We start from the raw sequence: 1,822 nt of genomic DNA on the forward strand, positions 1-1,822 counted from the left end.
CTCGCGGCCTCGGCGGCCCTGACCCTGCCCACCGCGCTCGGCGCGGCGCCCGCCTTCGCCCGCGCGGGGCGCCCGCGGGCCGAGTGGGGCGTGCAGACCGGCGACGTCACCCGGGACTCGGGGCTGGTGTGGGTGCGCTCCGACCGTCCGGCGCGGATGATCGTCGAGACGTCGGCGACCGAGTCGTTCCGCCGTCCGCGCAGATGGCACGGTCCGCTGCTCGGCGCGGGCACCGACCTCACCGGTACGACCCGGCTGCGCGGGCTGCCGTCCGGCGAGCAGATCCACTACCGGGTGCTGCTCGCCGACCCCGACGACCCGCGCCGCACCGGTGAGCCGGTCACCGGCACGTTCCGCACGGTCACCGACCGGCGCCGGGACGGTGTGCGGTTCCTGTGGTCGGGCGACCTGGCGGGACAGGGCTGGGGTATCAATCCCGACTTCGGCGGTTACCGCATCTTCGACGCGATGGCGCGGCTGGACCCCGACTTCTTCCTGTTCAGCGGCGACACCGTCTACGCCGACGGTCCCGTCTCCGCGACCGCCGCCCTGCCGGACGGCGGCGTCTGGCGGAACGTCACCACCGAGGAGAAGTCCAAGGTCGCCGAGACCCTGGCCGAGTTCCGGGGCAACTTCCGTTACAACCTGCTGGACGAGAACCTGCGCCGGTTCAACGCCCAGGTGCCGTCCGTCGTGCAGTGGGACGACCACGAGGTGCGCAACAACTGGTACCCGGGGCAGCGGATCACCGACACGGACGCCCGGTACACGGAGAAGAGCGTCGACGTGCTGGCGGCCCGCGCGCGGCGCGCGTTCGGCGAGTACTTCCCGATGTCCACGCTGCGGCCGGGCGCCCGGGAGGGCCGGGTCTACCGGGTGCTGCGGCAGGGGCCGCTGCTCGACGTGTTCGTGCTGGACATGCGGACCTACCGCAACGCCAACTCCTCCGGTGACCAGGCCGTGGACCCGCAGGGCATCCTCGGGCGTGAGCAACTGGAGTGGCTCAAGCGGGAGCTGTCACGGTCGCGGGCGGTGTGGAAGGTGATCGCCGCCGACATGCCGATCGGTCTCGTCGTGCCCGACACGACCGAGGGCGGACGGCACGTCGAGGCGGTGGCCCAGGGCGACCCGGGGGCACCGCTGGGGCGGGAGCTGCAGATCGCGGAGCTGCTGCGGTTCGTCAAGCACCGGCGGATCACCGGCACGGTGTGGCTGACGGCCGACGTGCACCACACCTCGGCCCAGCACTACCAGCCCTCGCGGGCCGCGTTCGACGACTTCGAGCCGTTCTGGGAGTTCGTCTCCGGTCCGCTGAACGCGGGCGCCTTCCCGGCAAGCGCGCTCGACGGCACCTTCGGCCCCGAGCGGGTGTGGGTGAAGGCGCCGAGCGCCTCGAACGTCTCGCCCGCCGGCGGCTACCAGTTCTTCGGCGAGGTCGACATCGACGGCGACAGCGGCGAGTTGACGGTGCGGATGCGGGAGCAGGACGGCACCGTGCTGTTCACGAAGACGCTGCGGCCGGGCCTGGTCGGTCAGTAACTCGACGAAACGGCCAGAAGCGCGCTTTACCCATCAGTCACAGTACGTTCGTGATCACGAAACACGGTTCCTTCACAGTGGCTGTATGAGTCGAGACATGTCTGAAGTGACGAACACCCCGCACGGCGGCCCCACCAACGGCCGCCGGGGCCCGGCCGGACTCGCCGCACGGTGCACGGCGGCGTTCCACGCGTGGTGGGTACGCCGCCACGGCCACGCACCGCCGGCGCACGATACCGGCGGTGCCCCCCCCCCCCCCCCCCGGGCCGGTGGGGGGGGGGCG

Annotated in this window: 1 protein-coding gene; it reads left to right on the forward strand. The window is 72.3% G+C overall.

Annotated elements, in window-relative coordinates; translation table 11 throughout:
* Positions 1-1,539, forward strand: a 1,539-nt coding sequence (locus tag B7767_RS28055; RefSeq protein ID WP_107486377.1) for an alkaline phosphatase, incomplete at its 5' end; no start/stop codon positions are given.
* Between the last annotated feature and the right edge of the window lie 283 nt (positions 1,540-1,822).

It is taken from the genome of Streptomyces sp. 13-12-16, assembly GCF_002114215.1.
Classification (GTDB): domain Bacteria; phylum Actinomycetota; class Actinomycetes; order Streptomycetales; family Streptomycetaceae; genus Streptomyces.